The organism is Cellulomonas sp. McL0606 (genome assembly GCF_058248365.1).
The window spans coordinates 381,348-398,234 of sequence record NZ_CM177779.1 but is presented as its reverse complement, the minus strand read 5'-3'; the positions used below and the strand labels follow the sequence as shown (position 1 = coordinate 398,234).

The window sequence follows — 16,887 nt, the reverse complement described above, 5'->3', positions numbered from 1 at the left end:
AACGTCACCTCGTCACGAGAACGGCAGTATGAACTGCCGTTCTCGTGACTAACTGACGTTCTCGAGGCCCGGGGGCTGGGGGTGGCTCCGGCCGGATGACGCCGGTCGCCTCGGCCAGCGTCGGGCCACCCTCGCCCAGGCGCCAGGCGCGCCAGCCGTCGACGGGGTTCTCGGAGGCGACCGACACCGACGCCGCCGCGTCCGGGTCCGCATACACCTCGCCCGTCGGCAGCTCGATCAGGCCGTCCGAGCGCAACATCGCCTCGATCCGCTGGCCGCGGCGCGCGCGGACCCACACCAGCGTGGTGACCGCACGGCGGCTCTTGGCCAGCGTCGCCAGCTCGGGCAGCGCCAGCGGCACACCGCTGCCGGTGGACCGCTCGGGACCGCCGTAGTGCTCGACGGGCAGGGTCGCCGGCCGCGTCACGGGACGGGAGGGACGCAGCGGCTGCGTCGGGTGCGCGGCTCGCGCGCTCGGCCCAGACCTGCTCGACGTCCTGGGCCGCCTGGGGGGTCTGCTCGGCAGGGACGACCTGGTCGTCGGTCGGCGCGTCCGCGTACGTGCTGGCCGCGAGGAACGGTCGGGGCCCGGCCACGTCGTTCGACGTGTCCCGCGGCGTCTGCTCGGCCGGCGGCTGGTCGCGGGGCGGCGTCTGCTCCTGGGACGCGCGCAGCCCGACCACCGGCGTCAGCGTGGCCGGCGCCTCGAACGTCGACTGGGGCGCCGCGGGGGTGGTCAGGACGCGCTCGGGCTCGTACCGCCAGACGGGCGGAGCGACGGCGCCCGGCTCGGCCGACGCCGGCTGCGGCGTCGGGGCCGGCTCGTCGTCGCGCACCGGCTCGAGGAGCACGGTCTCGTCCACGGGCGCCGTCCGGCGGACGATCGGCGTGGGCTCGGTGAGCGTCGGCGGCGCCGGAGGAGGCGTCACCGACCGGGAGCTCGCCTGACGACGGCTTGCGCGGCGGCGCTGGGCTCGTCGGACCCGCGAAGCCCTCGCTGGCCCGCACCAGCCGCAGCGCCGTCGGCTCGACGGACCGGCGGGCGCCCTCGTGCGTGGCCAGCGGCGAGACGTCCAGCAGCCGACGCTCGTCCTCGCCGCGCACGACGCCGACCTGCAGCACGTCGACGTGGCGACCGGGGCCGCGCAGGAACGCCAGGGTGTCGCCGGCCTCGGCGGCCACCTCGGAGCAGAGCAGGATCAGCCGGACGCCCTCGCGGCGGGTCGACTGCGCGCCGAACGCCGCCTGCTCCCGGAACGCGGCGAAGTCGACCGCGAACCGGGACGGGTCCGGGTGGTACGCGCGGGCGAGGTCGGTGGTCGTCATCCGGGCCGCCGCGCCCGCGTGCCGCAGGGCCGAGACGGTCGCGTCGTCGTCGAGCACCTGCCCGACGTCGACAACGACGCAACGGCCCGTGGCGTCGAGCGCGAGCAGCGCCGGCAGGTCGGCGTGGTCCGGCGACGAGGTCCGCGAGCGCACTGCGAACAGGGGCTCACCGGCGATCGCCGCGAGGTGGTGCGTGAGGAGCGCGGAGGCCTCCTGGGCGAACGAGCCGGCCAGGGGCTGCATCGGCTGGACAAGGCGGGGTCGACCCTCGTCGAGCTCGAAGATGGGCATCTGTCCCGGCCTTCCTGGGCGCGCCGCTGCCCGCCGTACGGTCGTGTTGTGCCGCCCGCGGAGACGTCCTGTCGGCGCGTGCGACCACACTGTCCCACAGCGCGCTGGGCTCGTCAGCCGCTCGCCCGGACGCGCCGGTAACAGTTGGGCGCGATCACCCGGATGGCTGGATCCGGGCCTCACGATCGTGGTCGATCACACATCCGAGACGGCCCGCGGGCGGCCGTTCAGTCCTGCGCGAGGGCCGCCTCGACGCGCTCGACCTTGCCCGTGGCTCGCCCGTGTGGCCCGGGCGGATGTCCGCCTTGAGCACCAGGCTGACCCGGTGGCCGTGCCGCCCGACCGCCTCCGTGGCGCGCCTGACCACGTCCATCACCTCGTCCCACTCCCCCTCGAGCGTGGTGAACATGGCGTCGGTGCGGTTGGGCAGGCCCGACTCGCGGACGATGCGCACGGCATCGGCGACGGCGGCGGTCACGGACTCGCCCGCACCGAGCGGGGCGACGGAGAAGGCAACGAGCATGCGTCCACCCTGGTCGGACGAGCCGTTCGTGTCCATTCGGCCCGACGCGCAGGGCGCTAGCGTGGCCTCCCCCGGGGTCGTCGAGGAGAGAGGTCCGGTCGTGCGTCGAGTCGTCGCCGCCCTGCTGCTCTCGTCCTGCCGCTGGCCGGGTGCGCGGCCTCGCCTGCGTCCGGGCCGAGGCCGTCCGCCGGCCAGGGGACGGCGACCGCCGCGTCGTACACCTACGTGCTCGAGTCGAGCTGCGGCGAGCGGGCGCTCCTTGGTCGCTACGCGGTGACCGTGAAGGACGCGCGCGTCACCGAGGTCGAGGACCTCGCCACGCACGCACCGGCCGCGGACTACGTCGCCGCGTACGTGCCGACGATCGACGCGCTGACCGACCGAGCCGCGTCCGAGCACCCGTCCGAGCTCGCCTACGACCCCGGCACCGGCATGCTGACCGCCGTGCGGTTCGAGGGTGACCCGAACGCCATCGACGACGAGGAGTGCTACGTCGTCTCCGCGTACTCGCCCACCTGAGCGGTCCGGACCGCGACGTCACGCAGGGGGTGGCGGAGCGGTCGTGCGTCGCACGACGAGCTCGCAGGACGCGGTGGTCCGCGACCGCACCAGCGGGAGTCCGCGCAACACGTCGAGCACCTCGAGCGCCGCCCGTCGCCCCTGGTCGACCGGGTCCTGGCGGACGGTCGTCAGGCCGAAGGTCGCCGAGAAGTCGTGGTCGTCGATGCCGACCACCGACAGGTCCTCCGGGACCCGCAACCCGAGCTCGCGGGCAGCCAGGATCACGCCGAACGCCATCTCGTCCGACCCCGCGAACACCGCCGTCGGGCGGTCGTCCGGGTCGCGCAGCAGCTCGAGCGCGGCGGGGAACGCGCGTTCGAGCACGAATCCGCCGTTCACGAACCAGTCGGCGGCGGGCGAGACCCCCGCCTCCTGCAGCACCTCGCGCCAGCGCGACTGGCGCTCCTGCGGCACGTGCGCGTTCAGACCCACCGGGTCGTCCCCGCCCACGTGGGCGATCCGGCGGTGCCCGAGGTCGAGCAGGTGCCGGACCGCGAGGGTGGTCGCCTCGCGGTCGTCGACACCCAGCGATCGCATGCCGTCGACGTCCCCGCCGACGGCGATGGCCGGGACGGGCGCCGAGTTCGGCTGCGCCAGCTCCCCCGGGGTGCAGTTGAACGCGAGCACGATCATGGCGTCGACCCGCCTGCGCAGCATCGCGTGGTGGAAGTCCCGCTCACGGGTGCCGTTGGAGTCGCCCAGGTTGAGCACGAGCATGTCGTAGCCGGCGGGCCGCAGCACGTCGTCGACACCCTGGATCACGGTGGTGTAGTACCAGCGACCGAGGAACGGGACGACGACCGCGACCGTCATCGAGAGGCCGGTGACCAGCCCCGACGCGACCGACGACGGGACGTAGCCCAGCTCGTCGGCGGCGGACCGCACCCGGGCTCGGGTGGCGTCGGAGACGTACGCCAGCCCGCGCAGGGCGCGGGACACCGTCGCGGGGGACACGCCCGACGCCCGCGCGACATCGTGGATGCTGACCACGAGCGTCCCCCCCTCGACCTTCGAGTCACGGTCCCCGACGGCGCCGTTCGCGAGCGAGCGCCACGGCGGCAGCTCGTCGCCGGGAGGCCCAGAGGATGCCGATGAGGACGACGAGCCCGAGCAGCGTGAGCGACCACGACAGGGCGGGCTGGCCGCGCACCTCCACGACGATGGCGCCGACGAGCGTGACCATAGCGAAGAAGCCGACGGCGCCGACCGCGATGTCCAGCATCTCGACGATCGCCGGATCACGCTGCGGGCGGCTCATCCCTTCACCCCGCCGGCAGTGAGGCCGGAGACGATCCGCCGCTGGAAGGCCAGGACGAGGAAGATCAGGGGAACCACGACGATGACGCCCGCGGCCATGATCGCGGTGTAGGGCTCCTGGTGCGGCTGGCTCCCCGTGAATCCTGCGATCGCGACCGTGACGGGTTGCACCCGCGCTCCTGACAGCAGGCTCGCGATGAGGTACTCGTTCCAGCTGGCGATGAACGCGAGGATCGCGGTCGTGAAGATCGCCGGCGTCGCGAGCGGGATGATGATCCGCACGAACGCTCCCGCGGGGCTGCACCCGTCGATCCGGGCCGCCTCCTCGAGGTCCCACGGCATCTCGCGGAAGAACGAGTTGAGCGTGTAGACCGTCAAGGGCAGGACGAACGAGATGCTCGGGACGATCAGACCCTGGTACGTGTCGATCCATCCGATGTTCGTGAACAGCTGGAACAGCGGGGTGACGATCGCGACGCCCGGGAACATCGACGCACCGAGGATGGCCCCGAGCACGAGACCTCGGTAGCTGAACCGCAGCTTGGCCAGGGCGTACGAGGCGAAGATGCCGACCAGGAGGCCCACGATCGTCACGCACGTGCCGATGATCAGGCTGTTCCCGAGCGCCCGGACCAGGTGGTTGCCCGAGCTCGTGGACAGTGCGGCCCGGTAGTTGTCCAGGGTCACGTGGGTCGGCCAGGGCGTCGTGTCGAACGTGAAGTTCACGTCCCGCAGCGACGTGACGACCATCCAGTAGAACGGCAGGAGGCACCACAGGACGATGACCGCGGCCTGGATGCCGGTGCGCCACCCTCCCGCACGGTCCCGACGATCGGGGCGCGGGACCATGGTGGTAGGTCCGGCGGCGCGCTCGGCATCGACAACAGCCTGTCCGCCCCATGACACGGTCATGCTCCGACCTCCTGCAGCTGCGGTTCGGACGCCTCGAGTCGCGCCAGCTCCTCCTGCTCACGGCGATCTCGGCGCGCTTGGCGCCTCGACACCCGACCGGTGCCGGTGATGTCGGCTCCGAGGAACCGGATGAACACGATGGCGACCAGGAAGATGATGAGGAATGTGATCGTCGACAACGCGGACGCGCTGTTGTAGCCCTGTTTCACTTGGTTGACGACGAGGATCGACAAGGTCGTCGTCGCGTGGCCGGAGCCTCCACCGCCCCCGTTGAAGATCGCGGGCAGGTCGTACATGCGCAGCGCGTCCAGGGTGCGGAACAGGATCGCCACGATCAGAGCCGGCCTCGCGAGCGGCAAGGTGATGCTCATGAAGCGTTGCACCGTGGTGGTGCCGTCCATCTTGGCGGCCTCGTACACCTCCTCGGGGATCAGCTTGCAGCCCCGCGAGGATCAGGAGCGCCATGAAAGGCGTGGTCTTCCAGGTGTCCGTGATGATGATCGCGGCACGCGACGCCCACTGCGCCGTCGTCCACAAGGTCTCGGTGCCGGTGATGGCGTTGACGATTCCCGTGGGGGCGAAGATGAAGTAGGCCAGCTTGGCGCTGACCGCGGTGGGGATGGCCCAGGGCACCAGGATCGCGGCGCGAACGAGCCCGCGGCCCCGGAAGTTGCGGTTCATGATGATCGCCATCCACATGCCGAACACCAGCTCCAGCGACACCGTCGCGACGGCGAAGAAGAACGTGATGCCGACCGACGCGTAGAAGTTCGACGCGAGGTTGCCGTCGGGGCACGAGATGTACGTGCCGTCCGGACCGGCGCACCGCTGCAGCAACCAGTGCAGGTAGTTGTCGAAGCCCGCGAAGCCACCGTTGACGAACAGCCCGGTCGCGGGATCCAGCCCCGGATCAGCCTGGAAGGAGTGGATCAGGGCCGCGATGATCGGATAGCCGATGACGACCGCAAGAAGCAGGAGCGTCGGAAGGAGCAGAAGGTACGCCGCGCGGTTCTGGGTATGCGACGGCCGGATGGCGAGCGGGTCGAAGGCCTTGCGGCCGCGCGCGCTGGGGAGATCGACAGTGGCCACGGTGCTACCTCGTCTCTAGGGCCGCACGTGTCCAGGCGCTCGTCGTGCCGAGCACCCGGACACGTGCGGCGTACCGGGTCAGCCTGCGCTGGCCGTCTTGATGGCGGCGGACATGTCGGACACGGCCTGGTCGACCGACTTGTCGCCCTGCAGCGCGGCGAACGCGTTGTCCTGGATCGCCTTGGTCACGGCGGGGTAGAACGGGCTGACCGGCCGCGGTTCAGCGTTCGCGATCGAGTCCTTGAGCACCTTCAGGTACGGGAACTGCGCGTTCAGCGCGGGGTCGTCGTACAGGGCGGCGAGGACGGGTGCGTTCGAGGCGATCGTCAGGTACATGTTCTGAACCTCTTGCGACTCCAGGAACTCGATGAAGTCGTGGGCGGTCGCCTTGTGCTTGGAGTAGACGCTGATCGCCGCGTTGTGACCGCCGAGCGTCGACTTGCCGGGCAACGGCGCGACGGCGAACTTGCCCGCGACGGCCGAGGAGCCGTCCGTCTTCGAGGTGATCGAGTACACGTAGGGCCAGTTGCGCAGGAAGAGCAGCTTGCCGTCCTGGAACGCCGAGCGCGACTCCTCCTCCTTGAAGGCGATGGCGGCGGCCGGGATGTTCCCGTTCTTGAACCCGTCGACGAGGTTCTGCAGACCCTTCTTGCCCTCAGCGCTGTCGACCGTCGGTGTCTTGCCGTCGGCGCCGACGATGGAGCCGCCGGCGGTGGCGACGGCCTCCGCGACGTTCACGGTCAGGCCCTCGTACTGGGCGAACTGTCCGGAGTAGCAGTCCATCGAGTTCGCCTTGGCGATGGAGCACATGCTGATCATCTCGTCCCACGTGGTCGGGGGCGTCTTGACCAGGTCGGAGCGGTAGTAGAGCAGACCGCCGTCAGAAGTGACCGGGCCCGCGTAGAGCGTCTTGTTGTACGTCGCGGCCTTGACCGGGCCGGCGAGCATCTTGCTCGTGTCGATCGCCAGGTCGCCCTTGAGGGGCTCCAGCCACTGCTTGGCCGCGAACTCGGCGGTCCAGACCACGTCGACGCTCGCGACGTCATAGTTCGCGTTCTTCGCCTGGAAGTTCTGCACGAGGTCGTCGTGCTGCTGGTCGGCGCTCGACGACTGCTCCTTGAAGGTGACCTTCTCGTCGGGGTGCGCGGCGTTCCACTTGTCGAGGATGGGCTGGACGATGTTGTTGTTGTCCTTGCCCTGCACGTACGTGATCGGGCCTCGGCCGCCGGCGGCCGCGCCGCTGGTACCGGAGCCGCTGCTGCTGCTGTTGCCGCTCGAGCATGCTGCCAGGGCGAGGCACGCGGCGGCAGCGAGAACCACCGCGGGTGTGCGCTTGAGGTGTCTCATGGCTCTCCTTTGAGTCCCTGATGCGGGCGTCGTTGCGCCTCGTCTCGGGACGCTAGTACCGTGTCGCCGATATCTGCAAGCGTTTGCAGAGAAGACGTTCATCACGAATCGGACACGGGAGAAGGCCGACATATGCACGCCGACTGGTGGCGCGACGCCGTCGTGTATCAGGTCTATCCTCGTTCGTTCGCGGATGCAGACGGCGACGGCACCGGCGACCTTCCGGGGGTGCTCGAGCACCTCGATCACCTCGTCGACCTCGGCGTCGACACGGTCTGGCTGTCGCCCTTCTACCCGTCCCCGGGGGTCGACGCGGGCTACGACGTGAGCGACTATCGCGACGTCGACCCGGTCTTCGGCACGCTCGCGGACCTGGACGCCCTGCTCTCCCGGGCGCACGCCGCCGGGCTGCGGGTGCTCGTCGATCTCGTGCCCAACCACACGTCGTCGGCGCACCCCTGGTTCGTCGAGGCGCTGGCCTCCGAGCCCGGCTCGGCCGCTCGAGCGCGGTACGTCTTCGCCACCGGCACCGCCGACCGGCCCCCCAACGACTGGGAGTCGAACTTCGGCGGTCCGGCCTGGGAACGCGTCCTGGAGACCGACCAGTGGTACCTGCACGTGTTCGCCGCGGGCCAGCCCGACCTCAACTGGCGCAATCCCGAGGTGCGCGCCGAGTTCGAGGACGTGCTGCGGTTCTGGCTCGACCGCGGGGTCGACGGGTTTCGCGTGGACGTCGCTCACGGGCTGATGAAGGCCGAGGGCCTCCCCGATCGGGGCGGGACGTTCATCGGCGCGGTCGAGGCCGGGGGCGACGCCGGACCCATGTGGGACCAGGACGAGGTGCACGACATCTACCGGGAGTGGCACGCTCTGCTCGCGGCCTACGAGCCGCCGCGGATCCTCGTCGCCGAGGCCTGGACGCGTCCCGAACGGTTGCACCACTACATCCGGTCCGACGAGATGCAGCAGGCCTTCAACTTCGCCTACCTCGCCGCGGGATGGGGCGCCCGGCGGTTCGCCGACGTCATCACGTCGTCGGTCGAGATGGCGAGCTCGGTGGGCGCGGTGGCGACCTGGGTGATCTCGAACCACGACGTCGTGCGCCCGGTGTCCCGGCTCGGTCGACCGGATTCCAACGTCTGGCCGAACGGCATCGGCCCGGACCACCCGTCTCCGGACCACGGCCTCGGCCTCGAGCGAGCCCGTGCGCTGGCACTGCTGACGCTGGCGCTGCCCGGGTCGGCCTACGTGTACCAGGGCGAGGAGCTCGGCCTGCCCGACCACGTACGCATCCCGCCCGAGTCACGCCGGGACCCGATGTTCGTGCGCACGGGCGGGGCGATGGTCGGCCGCGACGGCGCGCGCGTCCCCCTGCCCTGGCGGCACGACGCACCGGGGTACGGCTTCGGCTCGCCCGGGCACGAGCCCTGGCTGCCGCAGCCGGCGGAGTACGCCGCGCTGGCCGTCGACGTCCAGGCGGCGGACCCGCACTCGACGCTCGCGCTCTACCGGCACCTGATCGCGCTCCGACGCGAGCACGGGCTGGGCCGCGCGCAGCTTCTGGACGCCCGGGCCGACGAGGACGGGGTCCTGCGCGTCCGCACGTCGGCAGTCGAGATCGTCGTGACGATGGGTGCGGCTCCCGCCCGCGTCGACGGCACCGCGATCGCCGCCTCGGCGCCCGACGCGGTGTCAGGCGGTCTGCTGCGCCCCGACGCGGCGGTGTGGCTGCTGTCGTGAGGGTCGCCGGACGCATGTGGGCGGCCGGCGGTAGAACAGCGTCATGATGCGATGGGCTGACATCCGGGCGGCGGAGCCCGCGTTCGCCGCCGAGGTCGAGGCGCTGTTCCGGTCCGGCACCAACAAGACGATGGCCACGCTGCGGGCCGACGGGTCCCCGCGGATCTCGGGCACGGGCTCCAGCTCGGCGACGAGGTCACCCTCGGGATGATGCCGCGCAGCCGCAAGCTCGCCGACGTCCTGCGCGACCCCCGCGTCGCCATCCACTCCCCCACGCTGGAGCCGCCCCAGGACCCCGCGGCGTGGGCCGGGGAGGCGAAGCTGGCCGGACGACTCGTCGAGATCGCGCCGCCCGAGGGTGCACCGCCCTCAACTGCGTTCGCGCTCGACATCACCGAGGTGGTGCACACGCGGGTCGACGAGACCGCGACCTACCTCGTCGTCCGCTCGTGGCACCCGGGCCGCGGACTGACGCAGCTGCGCCGGGAGTAGCCGGGGTCCGTCAGGCGGTGGGTTCGCGTGCCGGCAGGTGCGCGGCCAGCAGCTCGGCGAGGTGGACGCCCTGCGCACCGGCCAGCTGTTCGCCCTGGGTGCGGCACGAGAAGCCGTCGGCGACGTACACGTCCCCCGGAGCCGCGTCGCGGAGCGCGGGCAGCAGCGAGTTCTCGGCGACCGCGACCGACACGTCGTAGTGCCCCTTCTCCATGCCGAAGTTCCCCGCGAGCCCGCAGCAGCCGGCCAACGCGGAGAACTGCGCGCCGGCGTCGGTGAGCAGCTGGCGGTCCGGGTTCCACGTCATCACGGAGTGGTGGTGGCAGTGCGGCTGGACCACGGCGGTGACGTCGGAGAGGTCCGGGACCTGCCAGCGGTCGCCGGGACCCACCGGGGCGGGGGCGGTCAGCAGCTCCGCGAGCGTGCGGGTCTCGCGGGCGACCGCGACCGCCCGCGGGTCGTCGGGAAACAGGTCACGCAGGTCGGAGCGCAGGACGGCGGTGCACGACGGCTCCAGGCCGACGATCGGGATGCCGTTGACCGCGAACGGCCCGAGCACGCCGAGCAGGGTGCTCAGCTGGCGGCGCGCGCCGTCCAGCTGGCCGGTGCTGATCCAGGTGAGCCCGCAGCACGCGTTCTGCTCCGGCACGAGGACCTCGTACCCGGCGTCCCGCAGCACCGCGACCGCGGCGTGCGCGACCGTCGGCGAGAGGCTGTCCGAGAACGAGTCGGTCCACAGCACCACCTGCGGCCGACGGCCTCCGGCGGCTCCCGAAACCCCCGCGCTGACCATCGTGACCTCGTCGCGACCCGACCCGCGGGTCCAGGCGCGGAACGGCTCGCGGGCGAACGTCACCATCTCGCGGCGCGTGTCCATACCGCCGCCCGCGAGGACGACCTTGGCGAGCGGGCGGATGCCGAGGATCAGGTTGGTGAGCGCGGCCAGACCGGGCACGCCGGTGATCAGCCGGGCCCAGCGAGGCAGCCAGCCGAGCGCGTAGTGGGACATCGGCCGGGCTTGCGGCGATATGTACGGTGCAGGACCTCAGACTTGTACTGAGCCATGTCGACGCCCGCCGGGCAGTCCGACGAGCACGCCTTGCAGCTCAGGCAGAGGTCGAGGGAGTCGTGCACCTCCGGCGAGGACCAGCCGCCGGAGACGAGCGTGCCGTTCGCCATCTCCTGCAGCACGCGGGCGCGTCCCCGGGTCGAGTCCTTCTCGTCCTTCGTGGCCAGGTACGACGGGCACATGAACCCGCCGGTCGCCGTGCTGTCCGCGCGGCACTTGCCGACGCCGACGCAGCGGTGGATGGCGGTGGTCAGGTCGCCTGCGTCGTGCGGGAACGCGAACCCGTGGCCGTCGGCGAGCAGCGGGCGAGCCCAGGGGCGTCGGAGGTCGGCGTCGAGCGGGCGCGGTCGCACGAGCACGCCGGGGTTGAGAAGGTCGCGCGGGTCGAACAGGTCCTTGAACGCGCCGAACAGGCCGATCGCCTTCGGGCTGTACATGACGGACAGGGAGCTCCGAACGGGCGCGCCCGTCGCCGTGCTCCCCGGACAGCGAGCCGCCGTGCGAGGCCACGAGCGCGGCGGCGTCCTCCATGAACGCGCGCAGCGGGTTGCCCGACCGTTCGAGCGGGATGTCGAGCCGCAGGTGTACGCAGCCGTCGCCGAAGTGCCCGTAGGCCAGGCCGTCCACGCGGTGCGACGCCATGAGCGCCTCGAGCTCGCGCAGGTACGCGCCGAGCCGGTCGGGCGGGACCGCCGAGTCCTCGAATCCCGGCCAGGCCTGCTCGCCCGACGGCGTCCGCCCGCCGAGCCCGGCGCCGTCCTCCCGGATGCGCCACATGCGGGCGGCGTCGGGGCCCGGCGGGAAGAGACCGACGGCCTGCGTCCCCGAGGACGCCGCGAGCGCACGGGCGTTGTCCATGGCTTCCGCCAGATCGGCACCGCCGACCTCGACCATCAGCCAGCCGCCACCGGGCGGGAGCGTCGGCACGGCGGCCGCGCCGCGGACCCGTCGGACCACGTCGACCAGGCGCGAGTCCATCCCCTCGATGGCCAGCGGAGCGTGCGCGAGCAGCGCAGGGACGGCGTCGGCGGCCGTCGGCATGTCGGGGTAGCCGAGGACGACGAGCACCGGGGCGGCGGCGATCGGGACCAGCCGCACGGTCGCGCCGAGCAGCGTCCCGACCGTCCCCTCGGTGCCGACGAGCGCCTTGGCCAGGTCCGTGCCCTTCTCGGGCAGCAGGTGCTCGAGCGAGTACCCCGAGACCTGCCGGCCGAACCGGCCCAGCTCGGTCCGGATCACGTCCAGGTGGGAACGGACGAGCCCGTCGAGACCCGGGACCACATCGAGCGCACCCGCGCCGGATGCCGCGGTGAAGCGACGCCCGGTGCCGTCGACCAGGTCGAGAGCGAGGACGTTGTCGGCGGTGCGGCCGTAGGCGACCGCGCGCGGGCCGCACGCGTTGTTGCCGATCATCCCGCCGAGCGTCGCGCGGGCCTGCGTGCTCGGGTCGGGGCCGAACCGCAGTCCGTGCGGCGCTGCGGCCTTCTGCAGCGCGGCCATGACGACGCCGGGCTCGATGCGGGCGGTCTGCGCGTCGGGGTCGACGGACAGGATCCGGTTCACGTGCCGCGAGAAGTCGAGCACGATGCCGGTGCCGACGGCGTTGCCGGCCACGCTCGTCCCGCCGCCGCGCGCCGTGAGCGGAACGCCGAGGGCGCGCGAGACCTCGAGGGCCGCCTCCACGTCGTCGGTGTCCCGAGGGAAGGCCACGACCTGCGGCACCACGCGGTAGTTGGACGCGTCGGTGGAGTACTCGGCGCGTCGCCGGGTGGAGTCGTCGACCGTGCCACGCATCGCGGAGCGCAGCTCCGCCACGACCTGCGCGTCGTCGACGTCCACGGTCTCGGTCACGGCCACCACCCGCGCAGTGTCGCACCGCCCACGCGCTCACCGGCACAGGTATCCACGCGACGTGACGAACCTGACGGACGTCCGCCCCCGCGGACTCCCACGAGGGCGGACGTCGCGGCCGGTCAGTCGAGGGCCGCGTCCAGCGTGATCGTCGTGCCTGTCAGGGCCTTGCTCACCGGGCAGCCGGCCTTGGCGGTCTGCGCGGCCGCCTGGAAGCCGTCGGCGTCCAGGCCCGTCACCTCGGCGCGGACGGTCAGGTGGATGGCGCTGATGCGGACGCCACCGGCCGGGTCCGGCGAGAGCGTGACGTCGGCGGTGACCTGGTGCGCGACCGGGGTGCCGCCCGCACCGGCGATCTCGGCGGCGAGCGCCATGGAGTAGCAGGACGAGTGCGCGGCCGCGATGAGCTCCTCGGGGCTCGTCGTGCCCCCGGCGTCGTCGGCCGTCCGAGCGGGGAAAGAGACGTCGAACGTGCCGACGCCCGAGCTGGTCAGCTCGACCTGGCCGCTCCCTTCCTGCAGCGTGCCGTTCCATGCCGTGCGAGCGGTGCGAGTGGCCATGGTGCTCCTTCGTCGGTGTGCGGACGTCCCACGCTAAGAGGACCTCAGCGCGCGCGCTCGAGATGGGACGAGACGATCTGCGCGGGGGCTCCGGCCTGCCGCAGGGCGACGGCGGCCTGCGCGTGCAGGGCGCGACGCTCGTCGGGGTCCAGACCGTTGTACAACGCGGCGCGCACGAGGTCGTGCCCGAACACCAGCCGGTCGCCACGGGCGCGGACCACACCGGCCGCCAGGCCGTGCCGCAGCGTGCGCCAGCAGTCGGCGACGGGCTCCCGGGCGAGCAGGGCGAGGTCGGACATCACGAAGGACGTGCCCAGCACGGAGGCCTGCCCGAGCAGCAGCAGCACGTCGTTGCCCAGGTACTCGAGTCGTCGTCGGACCAGCTCGTCGAGCGGGAGCAGCCACTCGGAGCCGGTCGTGTCGTGCACACCGTCCACCGTCACGAGGGCACCCGTGGACCGGGCGGTGCGCACCACGTCCGCGACGAACCGTGGGTTCCCGCCCGTGGTCGCCAGCGTGCCGCGCAGCGACGGCCCGATGTCGCCGCCGACGAGGTGCTCGGCGAGCTCGACGGTGGCCCGTCCGCTGAGCGGGCGCAGCTCGAGGTGCCGCGCCCCAGCGCGCGTCCAGGCCGCGACGACGGCGGCCAGCTCGGCCCGGTAGGGAACCGGCCGCATGGTCAGGATGACGAGCGCGTGGTGCAGGGCGCCCTCGTGCGCGAGCCCGTGCAGGACCTCGAGCGACGCGGTGTCGGACTCGTGCACGTCCTCGAGCACGAGCGCCCACGGACGCGTCGCTCCGCGGCTGCGGAGCAGGTCGGCGAACATCGCGCCTGCGCGGGCGATCTCGTCGGCCGGCACGACCGGGAGCGCGTAGAGCGTGTCCAGCAGGGCGGCGAGCGCTTCCAGGGCGGTTCGCGACGAGGTCTGCATCAGCGCGTCGGACAGCAAGGCGAACGGCCACGGCCGCATGCTCGACGCCCGGGCGGTGCTCAGCTGGACGTCCAGCAGCCGCGCGGACCCGCGCAGGGCGTCCACCAGGCTGGACTTGCCGACCCCGGCCTCGCCCTCGAGCAGGACCGTGACGCCCTGGCCGCCGGCGGTGGTCGCCAGGAGCTCGTCGAGGTCGTCGAGCTCGGCTGCGCGCCCCACGAGGGGCCAGGTCCGCCCGGGGCCGGAGGAGGCTCATGGCCCGATCGTATGACCGGTCAGCCCGAGTACTCCCAGTGCCACGCCTCGGGCTTCGTCCCGCGGGGCTCCGCCCAGCTCGGGTGGACCCACAGCAGGCCCGGCGCGTTGTTGTCCATCCAGGTGTGCTGCTTGGTGCCGAACGTCTCGATGCCGCCGCCGAGGTCGACCGCGATGCCGTTGCCGTGGTTGGACGTACCCGGCGTGGCGCAGAGGTAGCCCTTGGTACGCACGCAGTCGAGCTGGCCCGCGTAGGAGCGGTAGGAGTCCGAGACGACGAGGTCCGTCCCGAAGGCTGCCTTGAAGGCGGTGTTCAGCACGTCGAGCTGCTGGGCGGCGTCGCAGCGCAGGCGCACGCTCGCGTCGAAGCTGACGCCGCAGAGCGCCGAGTCGGGGATCCGGCCGTTCGCGTAGCCCTGCAGGGACTGCTTCCAGGCGGCGCGCTGTGCGGCGGCGGCATCGGCGGCCGCCTGGGCGGCGGCGTCAGAGGCGGCCTGCGCCGCGGCTGCGGCGGCGGCCTGGGCTGCCGCGTCGGCAGCGGCCTGCGCCGCCGCGGCGGCCGCGACGCGGTTGGCTTCGGCGCTCTTCTGCACGTCCGCCGTGAGGGTGGCGACGGTCTCGACGGCGTCACGCAGCCTGGCCGTCGTCTCGTCCTCCTGGCCGTCCGTCCGCGGGATGGTCGGGATGGTCGACGGGGTGGGCGACACAGTCGGTGCCGGGTCGTCGACCGGGAAGCTTGGCGGCGCTCGTCGGCGCGGGGTCGGTCGACGGCGTGGGTGTCGGCGTGGCGGCGGCGGCCGCGGCGGGGTCGGCGGTCGCTGCCGGGGCGGCGGTCGCTGCCGGGGCGGCGGTCGCTGCCGGGGCGCCGGTCGCTGCCGGGGCGCCGGTCGCTGCGGGCGCGCCGGCGGTGGGGACCGCCGCGGCTGCCGGGGCCGTCGGGGCGACCGCGTCGTCGGCGACCGAGGCCGCGGCGACGGGGTCGACGGAGGCAACGAGATCGTTCAGCTTGGCGGTCGCGGCCTCGAGTGCGGCGAGCTGCGTGGCGTCGACGGCCGCCTTGCTGCCCTCGGCCTGCACGGCGTGCGCCACCTCGATGGCGTCGGTCGCGACGCTGACCGCGCCGTCCCGGGCGGCGGCCACCTGTGCCGCGGCACGGGCGGTGTGCGAGATGCCGAGCGCAAGCCCGCCACCGTCGTGGGCGCTCGCCGCCGCGGCCATGGTGGCGCACAGACTCACCGCGAGGACGGCGACCACACCCCCCTGGGCCAGACGTGCGGGGCGCAGGGAGATGCCGGCGTGCGTGGCCTGCGCGGGGCGCGCGGCAGCGTGCCGACCACCCTCGGGCCGACTGCGCCGCAGAAACTTGTTACTCACGCGTAACACGTTAAGTGTTTCGGACGAGTGTCCAGGTCAACTTGAGGCCGAACGCGGGGGAGATCTCGTGCGCATCCTGTTACGGCGTCGTCACACAATTCATAGACTCGGCCGGTTAGGCTTCCGCCGTGCCTGCCGACGACACCCCCGCGCCGCGGACCGCCCACGGTCTCGACGACCTCTACGACATCGCCCGCCTGGCCGAGCGCCTGGGCGTCGAGCACGCGACCATCCGCGTCTGGCTGTCCCGCAAGGTGCCGTGGCTCCCCCAGCCCGACGGACGGCTCAACGGCGGTGCGGTCTGGCGCGCGACCACCCTTGAGGGCATCGAGACGCGCCGGGAGCGCGGTCGCCCGGGTCGCAAGCCCCGTTACGTCCCGGCGCCCGCGGCCGCCGAGATACCCCGCACGGGCATGATCCCGGTGGTCGCCCCGGCAGCGCCGGTCCCCTCCGTCGACGAGCGCGAGCAGCGCGTCGGCTGAGCGCGGAAGCGCGACGGGCGCCCCGGCGCGCTGCGTCGGGGCGCTCGTCAGCACATCGTCGGCGAAGGCACCCATCTTCACGCCGTCGGCACGCCACCCGGTCGACTGAACCCCGGACCCGCCGGACCACCCCGTTGGCGCACCGGCGCTCGTAGGCTCGTGCGATGCGCGAGGGCGACGACCCGCAGCGCGCCGCCGACGTGGCCGACGCGATGCGCGCGCTCGCGCGGGCCGGCTTCCTGCCTACCGACCAACGCGAGCACGCGACCGAGGATCGACCCCTGCCGCTCCGGAACGGGCAGACCAGCTCGCAGCCGAGCACGGTCGCGACGATGCTGCGCCTGCTCGAGATCCCGGTCGGCGCCCGTGTCCTCGACGTCGGCGCGGGATCCGGCTGGACCACGGCGCTGCTGGCGCGGCTCGTCGGCCCCCGCGGGCTGGTGCTCGGGCTCGAGCTCGACCCCGATCTCGCCCGGTGGGGTGCCGCCAACCTCGCGGCGCACGAGATGCCCTGGGCGTCGCTGGAGCCGGCGGTCCCGGGGGTCCTCGGACGTCCGACGGACCGCGGCTGGCCTCGGATCCTCGTCTCCGCGGCACCTCACGAGCTGCCGGCGGAGCTGGTGGCCCAGCTGGCGCCGGAGGGCGGCCGCATGGTGATCCCGGTGCGCTCGACGCTGCAGGTCGTGGTCCGCACGGGCGACCGGACGGCCGTCAGCGCGTACGGCTCCTACCGGTTCGTGCCGCTGCGCTGAGCGGGCCGCGAGCGCAGGAGCCGGCTGCGAGGCGGCGGTGAGCGGACGAACCGCCCGGCCGATGGCGAATCGGG

The 16,887-nt window shown here is 72.8% G+C and carries 16 protein-coding genes and 3 pseudogenes; 6 read left to right on the top strand and 13 right to left on the bottom strand.

Going from position 1 to position 16,887, the window contains the following annotated elements:
- Nucleotides 1-4 precede the first annotated feature (4 nt).
- From AC38ZX_RS02130 to AC38ZX_RS02120, 3 genes and pseudogenes are all read right to left on the bottom strand, one after another.
- Nucleotides 5-427 carry a restriction system modified-DNA reader domain-containing protein gene (locus tag AC38ZX_RS02130; protein WP_491296181.1) on the bottom strand — a complete coding sequence of 141 codons (423 nt, stop codon included), beginning with the start codon at nt 425-427 and terminating at the stop codon, nt 5-7.
- Nucleotides 424-1,617: a hypothetical protein gene (locus AC38ZX_RS02125; protein WP_491296180.1), complete on the bottom strand. Its 1,194-nt coding sequence runs from the start codon at nt 1,615-1,617 to the stop codon at nt 424-426. Before AC38ZX_RS02125 ends, AC38ZX_RS02130 begins: the two co-directional genes overlap by 4 nt.
- A 227-nt stretch (nt 1,618-1,844) precedes the next feature.
- Nucleotides 1,845-2,140, bottom strand: a pseudogene (locus tag AC38ZX_RS02120) (MTH1187 family thiamine-binding protein).
- A gap of 225 nt (nt 2,141-2,365) precedes the next feature.
- Here AC38ZX_RS02120 and AC38ZX_RS02115 point away from each other — a divergent pair.
- Entirely contained in the window at nt 2,366-2,659 is a 294-nt protein-coding gene (locus AC38ZX_RS02115; RefSeq protein ID WP_491296179.1) for a DUF6174 domain-containing protein, read from the top strand.
- A gap of 18 nt (nt 2,660-2,677) precedes the next feature.
- Here the strand turns inward: AC38ZX_RS02115 and AC38ZX_RS02110 are convergent, their stop codons facing one another.
- The 5 genes and pseudogenes from AC38ZX_RS02110 to AC38ZX_RS02090 form a co-directional block, all read right to left on the bottom strand.
- Complete coding sequence (locus AC38ZX_RS02110; protein ID WP_491296178.1) at nt 2,678-3,691, bottom strand: LacI family DNA-binding transcriptional regulator; 1,014 nt, start codon at nt 3,689-3,691, stop codon at nt 2,678-2,680.
- A gap of 25 nt (nt 3,692-3,716) precedes the next feature.
- Complete coding sequence (locus tag AC38ZX_RS02105) at nt 3,717-3,959, bottom strand: hypothetical protein (protein WP_491296176.1); 243 nt, start codon at nt 3,957-3,959, stop codon at nt 3,717-3,719.
- Nucleotides 3,956-4,807 (bottom strand): carbohydrate ABC transporter permease, encoded by an 852-nt coding sequence (locus AC38ZX_RS02100; RefSeq protein WP_426595851.1) that lies wholly within the window; start codon nt 4,805-4,807, stop codon nt 3,956-3,958. Before AC38ZX_RS02100 ends, AC38ZX_RS02105 begins: the two co-directional genes overlap by 4 nt.
- 59 nt (nt 4,808-4,866) lie before the next feature.
- Nucleotides 4,867-5,902: pseudogene (locus AC38ZX_RS02095) on the bottom strand (carbohydrate ABC transporter permease).
- A gap of 135 nt (nt 5,903-6,037) precedes the next feature.
- Complete coding sequence (locus AC38ZX_RS02090) at nt 6,038-7,306, bottom strand: ABC transporter substrate-binding protein (RefSeq protein ID WP_426594228.1); 1,269 nt, start codon at nt 7,304-7,306, stop codon at nt 6,038-6,040.
- Between the two features lie 132 nt (nt 7,307-7,438).
- On the opposite strand from AC38ZX_RS02090, the gene AC38ZX_RS02085 reads away from it, so the two are divergent.
- From AC38ZX_RS02085 to AC38ZX_RS02075, 3 genes are read left to right on the top strand one after another with little or no spacing between them, the layout of a single operon-like run.
- Nucleotides 7,439-9,046: a glycoside hydrolase family 13 protein gene (locus AC38ZX_RS02085; RefSeq protein ID WP_491296175.1), complete on the top strand. Its 1,608-nt coding sequence runs from the start codon at nt 7,439-7,441 to the stop codon at nt 9,044-9,046.
- A gap of 43 nt (nt 9,047-9,089) precedes the next feature.
- Nucleotides 9,090-9,257, top strand: coding sequence for a hypothetical protein (locus tag AC38ZX_RS02080; protein WP_491296173.1), 168 nt, complete (start codon nt 9,090-9,092; stop codon nt 9,255-9,257).
- Nucleotides 9,257-9,538 carry a hypothetical protein gene (locus AC38ZX_RS02075; protein WP_491296172.1) on the top strand — a complete coding sequence of 94 codons (282 nt, stop codon included), beginning with the start codon at nt 9,257-9,259 and terminating at the stop codon, nt 9,536-9,538. The genes AC38ZX_RS02080 and AC38ZX_RS02075 overlap by 1 nt, the downstream gene beginning before the upstream one ends.
- Before the next feature lie 10 nt (nt 9,539-9,548).
- On the opposite strand, the pseudogene AC38ZX_RS02070 reads toward AC38ZX_RS02075, so the two are convergent.
- From AC38ZX_RS02070 to AC38ZX_RS02050, 5 genes and pseudogenes are all read right to left on the bottom strand, one after another.
- Nucleotides 9,549-12,401 (bottom strand): annotated as a pseudogene (locus AC38ZX_RS02070) (FAD-binding and (Fe-S)-binding domain-containing protein).
- Between the two features lie 179 nt (nt 12,402-12,580).
- Nucleotides 12,581-13,018 (bottom strand): OsmC family peroxiredoxin, encoded by a 438-nt coding sequence (locus AC38ZX_RS02065; protein WP_426594225.1) that lies wholly within the window; start codon nt 13,016-13,018, stop codon nt 12,581-12,583.
- Nucleotides 13,019-13,062: 44 nt separating this feature from the next.
- The gene (locus AC38ZX_RS02060; RefSeq protein ID WP_491296171.1) at nt 13,063-14,169 is read right to left on the bottom strand and encodes an AAA family ATPase; all 1,107 of its coding nucleotides are present in this window, start codon (nt 14,167-14,169) and stop codon (nt 13,063-13,065) included.
- Nucleotides 14,170-14,225: 56 nt separating this feature from the next.
- Nucleotides 14,226-14,912 carry a M15 family metallopeptidase gene (locus AC38ZX_RS02055; protein WP_491296170.1) on the bottom strand — a complete coding sequence of 229 codons (687 nt, stop codon included), beginning with the start codon at nt 14,910-14,912 and terminating at the stop codon, nt 14,226-14,228.
- A complete protein-coding gene (locus AC38ZX_RS02050) occupies nt 14,833-15,579 on the bottom strand; it encodes a hypothetical protein (protein ID WP_491296169.1) in 747 nt (248 codons plus the stop codon). Before AC38ZX_RS02050 ends, AC38ZX_RS02055 begins: the two co-directional genes overlap by 80 nt.
- A gap of 128 nt (nt 15,580-15,707) precedes the next feature.
- Between AC38ZX_RS02050 and AC38ZX_RS02045 the strand changes: the two genes are divergently transcribed.
- The gene (locus AC38ZX_RS02045; RefSeq protein WP_491296167.1) at nt 15,708-16,061 is read left to right on the top strand and encodes a hypothetical protein; all 354 of its coding nucleotides are present in this window, start codon (nt 15,708-15,710) and stop codon (nt 16,059-16,061) included.
- A gap of 164 nt (nt 16,062-16,225) precedes the next feature.
- Nucleotides 16,226-16,813 carry a protein-L-isoaspartate O-methyltransferase family protein gene (locus AC38ZX_RS02040; RefSeq protein WP_491296165.1) on the top strand — a complete coding sequence of 196 codons (588 nt, stop codon included), beginning with the start codon at nt 16,226-16,228 and terminating at the stop codon, nt 16,811-16,813.
- Nucleotides 16,814-16,887: the final 74 nt, after the last annotated feature.

Excerpts from the sequence above, each read along its gene's own strand:
- AC38ZX_RS02125 (WP_491296180.1), bottom strand. The coding sequence starts at position 1,617 with ATGCCCATCTTCGAGCTCGACGAGGGTCGACCCCGCCTTGTCCAGCCG.
- AC38ZX_RS02105 (WP_491296176.1), bottom strand. The coding sequence starts at position 3,959 with ATGAGCCGCCCGCAGCGTGATCCGGCGATCGTCGAGATGCTGGACATC.
- AC38ZX_RS02100 (WP_426595851.1), bottom strand. The coding sequence starts at position 4,807 with ATGGTCCCGCGCCCCGATCGTCGGGACCGTGCGGGAGGGTGGCGCACC.
- AC38ZX_RS02090 (WP_426594228.1), bottom strand. The coding sequence starts at position 7,306 with ATGAGACACCTCAAGCGCACACCCGCGGTGGTTCTCGCTGCCGCCGCG.
- AC38ZX_RS02085 (WP_491296175.1), top strand. The coding sequence starts at position 7,439 with ATGCACGCCGACTGGTGGCGCGACGCCGTCGTGTATCAGGTCTATCCT.
- AC38ZX_RS02080 (WP_491296173.1), top strand. The coding sequence starts at position 9,090 with ATGATGCGATGGGCTGACATCCGGGCGGCGGAGCCCGCGTTCGCCGCC.
- AC38ZX_RS02075 (WP_491296172.1), top strand. The coding sequence starts at position 9,257 with ATGCCGCGCAGCCGCAAGCTCGCCGACGTCCTGCGCGACCCCCGCGTC.
- AC38ZX_RS02065 (WP_426594225.1), bottom strand. The coding sequence starts at position 13,018 with ATGGCCACTCGCACCGCTCGCACGGCATGGAACGGCACGCTGCAGGAA.
- AC38ZX_RS02040 (WP_491296165.1), top strand. The coding sequence starts at position 16,226 with ATGCGCGAGGGCGACGACCCGCAGCGCGCCGCCGACGTGGCCGACGCG.